This is a genomic window from Halalkalibacter akibai JCM 9157 (assembly GCF_000513135.1).
GTDB classification, from domain to species: domain Bacteria; phylum Bacillota; class Bacilli; order Bacillales; family Bacillaceae_D; genus Halalkalibacter; species Halalkalibacter akibai.
On sequence record NZ_BAUV01000088.1, the window covers coordinates 1 to 7,998 of the forward strand.

The following is a 7,998-nucleotide window of genomic DNA, read 5'->3' on the forward strand; positions in this document are numbered from 1 at the left end:
AAAAAAATCTTTTGACCTTCTCCCCAAAAGGTAATCAAAAAAAGCCACTATTGTTTTCCACTAACAATGCCCCCAACTTTTTTACTTATCCATATTTCTCTTATGGATAGCATCTAACACTACAATTCGTATCAAAGAGATACATCCCTTGGATAATGGTGTTTTTTTAGGATCAAGACACGCTCCCCTGAGAAAGCCACCCTGTTGAACAGTTACAATTTCATTGAAGTCACGCTCTTGCTCTGCGTCGTATCCTTCAATTAATACGTTGTAATCATCATTTTCTAAATCCTGAATTTTCTTAACTGTCACTAAATGTCGATTCACGAGTATCACCTCTTATGTAATATATTGTAATTATAATGGTCAAATATAGTCAAAGTCAAACTATTTTTATTATTAAAAAAATGGCAGTCTTTAATTAGAGAATTGTCAATTTTAGGTACAACTTATGACACAAATTGTAGGGGTTTTGAGAGTAATTGAAAAATCTGTACCAAAAAGTCTCAAAAACATATTTGGAATGTTACAGGCCCTTCTCACACTTTTTGGAATGTATTATAATGGTTGTGTACAAACATACATTCGTAAAGGGGTGGATTGTTATAAAAATTGGATATTGTAGAGTTTCTTCCCAAACCCAAAATTTGGATCGACAATTAGTTGCTTTGGAAGAACAAAAAGTTGAAAAAATTTTTGTAGAGAAGATAAGTGGTAAAGATAAGGATAGACCTCAGCTAAAAGAAATGATAAATTTTATTCGTGAAGGAGATACATTAGTGATAGAATCGATTTCAAGATTAGCACGTAACACGAAAGACTTCTTAGAAATCGTAAATGATTTAACAGAACGAAGAATTGAAGTAGTTAGTTTAAAAGAGTCTATTGATACTGCCACTGCCCAAGGAAGATTTATCTGCACAATTTTTGGTGCATTATACCAATTGGAGAGAGAAAGTATTAAGCAACGACAAATGGAAGGCATTGCCATAGCCAAGGAGAAAGGAATTCTATTTGGGCGTCCGCCTATAACAATTGATGAATCTTTTATGAAAGAATACAAGCGATGGAAAGATGGAAAACAAACTGCTGTTGAGACATATAAGAAGTTAGATATTTCTCGAACGTCATTTTATCGTAAAGTGAAGCAGATTGAAGAAAAGAATAATCATGGTAGAAAAAAAGCCACGATTTCATAGGGAAACAAACCTCAAAAAAAAACAGAGGGTGTTGCCTATATGAAACGTGGCTATTTTATTTGTTTAATAAAAGGAAGGAAAAAGTAGATGGCAAAATTTCAATATGATTGGTCAGATGCCAGATTAAGTAGATTTTTGAAAGAGGGAAGGGGAAAAGGTGAAGGTTCTATTTATAAACCTTGGCTAAACGTAAATGATATATCAGGGAAAGGTAGGGTAGCAAGGATACAGGGAAATAAGGTAGGGAGAATCCATCACTTTCTTTCGGATATGCAGAAGAAGGTGTTTTATATGTATGAATATGAAAACAATGTAATTGATATCAGAGAGCATTACCCTTTATTAGATTTGCTTGAAATAGATGGTCTTTTAGATCCGAAAATGAAAACCAGACTTATCGATAAAAAGACAAGTTTGCCTCATATTATTACTACTACATTCTTAATTGTGCTAAAGGAAGATGGGAAGGAAAGGTTCATAGCAAGAAGTGTGAAATTATCAAGAGAGCTTGAAAAAAATAGTGTAATAGAAAGCTATGAAATTCAGAGAAGATATTGGAATTATAAGGGGATTGACTACGGAATAATTACTGAAATAGAAATTCCAGAGCAATATTGTAAAAATCTTGAATGGATTCACCCCGCTTATGACTTATCAAATTATGGCTTTATGCAAGAGCAAACCTCTGCATATGGAAAACTTCTAATAGAACGGTTAAAAGATGGATCAAATAGATTACGAAATGTATTCGATCAATTTGACCAAGACTATCAGTTTGAAACGGGGACAGGATTATTGTTGTTTAAGCATCTCCTTGCTAAGAGAAGGGTAAATGTAGATTTGTATAGAGAAATTGATCTGGATTCAACAACAGATTCGCTGTTTATAGATTCTGAATAAAGATGGTGGTCGTATGTTGCTTGCTGTGAATGATGTAATCAAATATCAAGAAAATGGAAAGTGTGAAAGGATACTTTGGATCAGTCAAACTTTGGATTACTGTTATGTAGTTATTTTAGATGCTAATTCATATCCAGAAGGACGTAATTTGGAATATATAATAGAAGGAATTGAACAGAAGACGATTACTTTAGAAACTCAGATGGATGAAAATATGACCTTAGCGGTCATGTCAAAAAAAGGTCAAGAATACCAAGAGCGAGCATGGGAAGTCATTCAAATGATTGCCTTTCCGGATAATGAACCTAAAATTTTTATCGCAAAACAAAGGCGGTTATTGATAAGAGAGGCGAGTGCGAAATTTAACATAAGTGAAAGGACAGTAAGTAGATACTTAAAGCAATTTTGGAAGAACGGTAAAACGAAATCAGCTCTTTATGGAAAATTTGCTAATTGTGGTGCAAAGGGTAAAGAAAGATATTATACAACAAAGTTAGACAGCAGTGGTGAGGTTGCTATAAGAGGATTTGTTGTAACAGAAGAAACAAAGAAAATTTTCAGGTGGGCATTAAATAAGTATTACTACGTAAAGGGTAAACCTACCTTGAAATTCGCATACGAACAAATGGTTAAGGAGTATTTTTCAAAGGATATTAAAGAGAAGAATGGGGTTGTAATACCTGTTATTGATGATAGAGTTCCGACTCTTGAACAGTTTCGCTACTTTTATAAGAAAGAAAACAACATTAAGAGAGAGATCTCGAAAAGATATGGCTCTAAGAAATATGAATTAAATAATCGAGCTGTATTAGGCTCGTCAATGAGTGAAGTGATGGGGCCAGGTTCTAAGTATCAAATTGATGGAACTTCTTTTGATGTCTATTTAATCTCTGAATATGATGGCTCTATTATTGGAAGACCTTGCCTATATTATGTCCAAGATGTATTTTCCAGATTAGTTACAGGAGTTTATATTGGGTTGGAAACGTCATGGGTATCTATAATGATGGCCATTGCTAATGTAGCAGAAGATAAAGTTGATTATTGCAAGAAGTATGGTATTGAAATAACAGAAGAAGAATGGTCTGTTCATCATTTACCTGAGTGCATTTTAGGCGATCGTGGAGAATTATTTTCTAAAAAAGCAGAAGCGATGATTTCGGAGCTTGGCATTAGAGTGGAAAATACAACCAGTTATCGTGGTGATCTTAAAGGGATACTTGAACGTCATTTTAGAACAACAAATGACTATGTAAAAATGATAATTCCAGGAACAATAGATGTTGATTTTCGTTCAAGGGGAGCGAGAGATTACAGGTTAGATGCAAAGTTAAATTTAAAGCAATTTACTGCCATTATCATCAGGTGCATTTTGTATCACAATAATCAACACTACTTAAAAAATTATAATAGAGAGGTAATGATGATAGAAGATCAAGTAAACGCAATTCCTCTTGATTTATGGAATTGGGGCATAAAAAATCGTTCTGGAAGATTAAAAGCTCTGGATTACGAAAAAGTGTTATTAAATATGATGCCAATAAAAGACTGTACGGTTACTTATTCTGGAATTAAGTTCATGGGGATGTATTACAGTTGCGATACGGCACATCAAGAGCATTGGTTTCAAAGAGCAAGAAATAATGGTAGCTGGAAAGTTACAGTTTCATATGATCCGAGAGATGTATCAAAAATATATATACGAGAAATCGGTGCTAAGGGATATGAACCTGCATATCTGCTAAATCATCAATCACGTTACTTAGGCAAATCTATTGAAGAAATCCGTTTTCTAAATGAATTAGAAAAACAGCTATACAAGGAACAGCAACATAGTGAGTTACAGGCGAAAGTTGAATTAAATGTTCAAATTGAAGAGATTGTAAGGGAAGCAGAAATGAACGTGAAGCCAAATGAAAATAGCAATAGAAAGCAGATTAGTAACATACGCAATAATCGATTGTTTGAGAAGGGAGAAGCACGTAATATTGAAAAGTTTGACCTAAATGAAGAATCACAAAGCTCAATGAATAAGAATCAAGTATTAGAAGCGAAAGATTCATATTTTGATGATTTTGATTTGTTGTGGAATAAGCAAAAGGAGCATCAACCAATGGAGAGTAGGAGCTATGATAGGGTTAATATTGTACAAGCAGAATATAAGGAACAAGTAATTTTTGAATACATGGGGAATCCATTAACTGAGGCATTACCAAATATTATGTCAAGAGAAGAAGTTATTTCAAGTTTATCAAATTATCCTAACTTCAATCCATGTGAAAGGGAGTTAGATAGTCACTATCGACTTCATCTGATACAGCGAATCTTTCAATATTATCAACCACTCCCAATCCATTTGGATTTGGAAAGTAGAATTTCAAGACTAATTAGACAAGGATATATTAATCGGAACCCGTTACAACGTGATTTTGTTCGTAGCTTTTTTCAAGGTCGAGAAGATATCGAGAATAATGAGATCACTTCATTCGCTACAGATAATTCATCTGGTCTTACTATCGTAGGGACAAGTGGGATGGGCAAAACAGCCACCACAACAAAGTTATTTGAATTGTTGCCACAAGTCATAATCCATTCAAATTACCGTAATCAACACTTCATACTATCGCAAATTGTATGGTTGAAATTGGAATGTCCCTATGATGGATCTATTAAAGGACTATGTTTGAATTTTCTTATGGAGGTTGATCGACTACTAAATACAAATTATTATCAGAAATTTGGTAAAAGTGGAAGGTTATCAGCTACAGCATTATTACCTGTCGTTGCACAAATTTCCAGAAATTGTTCTATTGGGTTTTTAGCGATAGACGAGATCCAACATCTAAGTTTGGCAAGGTCGGGTGGAGCTGAGAAGATGTTAAATTTCTTTGTAACACTACAAAATGCAATTGGAATACCTGTTATTCTAATAGGGACACATAAAAGTTTAGCGATTTTACAATCAGAATTTAGACAAGCAAGAAGAAGTAGTGGTACACAAGGAGAGGTTATCTGGAATCAGTTAAAAAAGGATGAACCAAGTTGGGACTTATTTTTAAAAGGCATGTGGAAATACCAATGGATTAAAAAGCCTGTTGAATTAACGGGTGAACTAAATAATGCAATGTTTGAGGTTAGCCAAGGAATTATTGATATTGCAAAAAAATTATTTGTCAGTGTTCAAGTAAGAAGTATTACTTCTGGCACAGAAACGTTTACAACAAGGACAATACATGAGGTGTTTAAAGAATATTTCAAAATAATTCAGCCAATGTTAATTGCATTGAGAACTAACAATATGAAGAAAATCGCTCAATACGGGGACATTGCACCTGTAAATATTGATCAATTTATTAGCAATGAACAATCTAAAATACAATTAGAAGAAACAGCAAAATGGATTCAATATGAAGAAGCAAGTAATAAACAAACGCTTGAAAAGTTAAAAGGTGAAGTGGTTATACGTCTATCAATTATTGGTATTGATAAGAGTGAGGCTCAAAAAGCAGTTGATAAGTGCGTTGATGAAGGGGATGTAAAAAAACAGCTTGGAGATGTGGTGAAAAAAGTTTTTGTATTTATGACAAATGGTGAAGTGAAAAGTGAAAAAGTAACCGAAGAAGAGTTTGATTTACGACTTTTAGTAAAAGAAGGAATGTCAGATGGTTTAACAGCTTATAGAGCTTTGAAAGATAAGGGCTACATTAAAGAAGATTTTTTATTGGGAGGCGACTAACATGGTGGCTTCCTTTTTTCCGACACCGTATTCAGATGAAACATTGTATAGTTTGATTGGCCGCTATCATTTGAGGAGTGGAAACATCAGCTTTGTCGCAACATTAAATGATTTATTTAATTATGAAACAGAAGTCTCAGTGGATTTACCATCAGGAATAAGTAACTTAGTAAAATCACTGCCTAAATCGTGTGCTATTACGGAAAAAGAGCTGATAAATAATCATACCCATAATTTGTTTTATATTACCTTTTTACCTAATTGTAGAAGGGATGAAATCTATCAAAGTATGATACAACCTAAAGGACAGAGAATCCATTACAAGGCAGGAATTATGGGTAGTACCATAACATTAAATCAATTTTTCAAGTATTGCCCTATGTGTAGTTTAGAGGATTTAGAAAATCATGGTGAATTGTATTGGCATCGTCTTCATCAAACCCCAGGAATTGAAATGTGTATCCGCCATAATGTTTGGTTAATGAATAGCATTGTACCTATTGATTCAAATAATAAATATGAGATTCAAATAGCAACTGAACAAAATTGTGATCTAACTAACATCAAAGAAGTAGAAGATATACACTTACTAAATCAATTTCAATCATTTGTTACAAATATAGAGAAACTCTTAAATAATAGCTATCCAGATAAGTCCTTAGGGTGGTTTCATGAAATATACAGTAGTAGGCTTATGGAAAAAGGGTTTAGAAATATTAATGGAAATATTCAGCAGTCTCACTTAAAAGAAGCATTTGTAAATTATCATGGAGAATCATTTTTACGTCATCTACAAAGTTCTGTTAATGGGGATAAAAGTTGGCTTTCCTATATTGTTAGAAAACCAAGGAAAAGTAACCACCCTATACGCCATCTACTGCTGATGGATTTTTTGGGACTAAGTTTAGAAGATGTTTTTACTCCGAACTCAATTTTTCATCCCTTTGGCAATGCACCATGGCCCTGCTTAAATCCTGCTTGCATTCATTATCTTAAAGATGTTATTCAGACGATGATCAAAGATATCTGCAAAAAAACAAGTGATCCATTAGGTTTATTTGAATGTGAGTGTGGATTTAAGTATTCAAGGCGAGGCTTTGAGAAATCCAAGGAGGATCGTTACAAAATAAGTAGAGTAAAAGAGTTTGGTCATGTGTGGAAAGCAGAGTTGAATAAGCTGATAAAGCAAAATTTGAGTATAAGAGAGATGGGAAGAAGACTGAATGCAGATGGCAAAACAATAAAAAGATACGCTGAATCTAACCTTCCTGTAACAAATAGAAAATCGATTGTTTCAGAGGAGAAGCTAATATTGTACAGAAGGAAATGGGAGGAAATACAGTTCCAGTATCCAGAAAAATCAAAAACAGAGCTTAGAAAAGTGGAACCTAAAACATATTATTGGCTCTATACAAATGATCGAGATTGGTTCAATCTTAATTCTCCCAAACCAAAACGTAATACTACATCAAGAGAACGTGTTAATTGGGGAGAAAGAGATAACGAACTGTTGGAGAAGGTAACAGTGCAAGTTCAGCAATTATTAAATAAAGAAGGGAAGCCTACAAGAGTATCAAGAAAAAGAGTTGGAACGCTTATAGGAAAAAGAGCCTTATTGGAGAAGAAGTTGGATAAGTTACCGCAAACAAAAGAATATCTTGATAGTGTTGTAGAATCTACTGAGCAATTTAGAGAAAGGAAAAAAGAATGGGCAATACAAGAGCTTGAAAGGCGTGGGGAAGAGGTAAGGGCATGGAGGGTTAAGAGGTTGGTGGGAATAAATTTGGAAAAATATGAGGATATGGTTTGAAACCGTATCCTTCTGTGACCGCTTGAAAGAGTTGACACAGTTTTTGCTTGATAAAATGAAACACTTTTTATCAGTTTATACTTCCATTTTTTATGTAAAAGTGTGTATGATGATTATAACGATATTATAACCACTGTTTGTCTTTGCATTATCGACGCTCACAAAAGTGTATATAAACTAATAATCATGCACATTAACGAAGTTGTGCTTTTTGCACTAACGGGCAGGTTAATGTAACAAGGTATTTCAACGCTTGTTATCGAACACCTGACGTAAATGTAAATTTCTGGGAGGTGTAATAAAATGGATAATAAAAGTGGAGACCCAAGGGATGATTTAAAAATCATTCTTGA

The 7,998-nt window shown here is 33.8% G+C and carries 5 protein-coding genes; 4 read left to right on the forward strand and 1 reads right to left on the reverse strand.

Annotation, left to right across the window (positions count from 1 at the left end; translation table 11 throughout):
• Nucleotides 1-81: 81 nt before the first annotated feature.
• Nucleotides 82-327 carry a hypothetical protein gene (locus JCM9157_RS22275; RefSeq protein ID WP_035668535.1) on the reverse strand — a complete coding sequence of 82 codons (246 nt, stop codon included), beginning with the start codon at nt 325-327 and terminating at the stop codon, nt 82-84.
• A gap of 236 nt (nt 328-563) precedes the next feature.
• On the opposite strand from JCM9157_RS22275, the gene JCM9157_RS22280 reads away from it, so the two are divergent.
• The 4 genes from JCM9157_RS22280 to JCM9157_RS22295 all read left to right on the forward strand — a co-directional run bounded on the left by JCM9157_RS22280 (nt 564) and on the right by JCM9157_RS22295 (nt 7,645).
• Entirely contained in the window at nt 564-1,199 is a 636-nt protein-coding gene (locus JCM9157_RS22280) for a recombinase family protein (protein WP_081734295.1), read from the forward strand.
• Between the two features lie 87 nt (nt 1,200-1,286).
• On the forward strand, nt 1,287-2,099 hold the full coding sequence (locus JCM9157_RS22285) for a heteromeric transposase endonuclease subunit TnsA (RefSeq protein ID WP_035668537.1): 813 nt from the start codon (nt 1,287-1,289) through the stop codon (nt 2,097-2,099).
• Between the two features lie 13 nt (nt 2,100-2,112).
• Nucleotides 2,113-5,835, forward strand: a complete 3,723-nt coding sequence (locus tag JCM9157_RS23695; RefSeq protein WP_081734296.1) for a TnsB C-terminal domain-containing protein — start codon at nt 2,113-2,115, stop codon at nt 5,833-5,835.
• Nucleotide 5,836: 1 nt separating this feature from the next.
• Nucleotides 5,837-7,645, forward strand: coding sequence for a TnsD family Tn7-like transposition protein (locus JCM9157_RS22295; protein WP_035668539.1), 1,809 nt, complete (start codon nt 5,837-5,839; stop codon nt 7,643-7,645).
• Nucleotides 7,646-7,998: the final 353 nt, after the last annotated feature.

Excerpts from the sequence above, each read along its gene's own strand:
- JCM9157_RS22280 (WP_081734295.1), top strand. The coding sequence starts at position 564 with ATGGTTGTGTACAAACATACATTCGTAAAGGGGTGGATTGTTATAAAA.
- JCM9157_RS22285 (WP_035668537.1), top strand. The coding sequence starts at position 1,287 with ATGGCAAAATTTCAATATGATTGGTCAGATGCCAGATTAAGTAGATTT.
- JCM9157_RS23695 (WP_081734296.1), top strand. The coding sequence starts at position 2,113 with ATGTTGCTTGCTGTGAATGATGTAATCAAATATCAAGAAAATGGAAAG.
- JCM9157_RS22295 (WP_035668539.1), top strand. The coding sequence starts at position 5,837 with ATGGTGGCTTCCTTTTTTCCGACACCGTATTCAGATGAAACATTGTAT.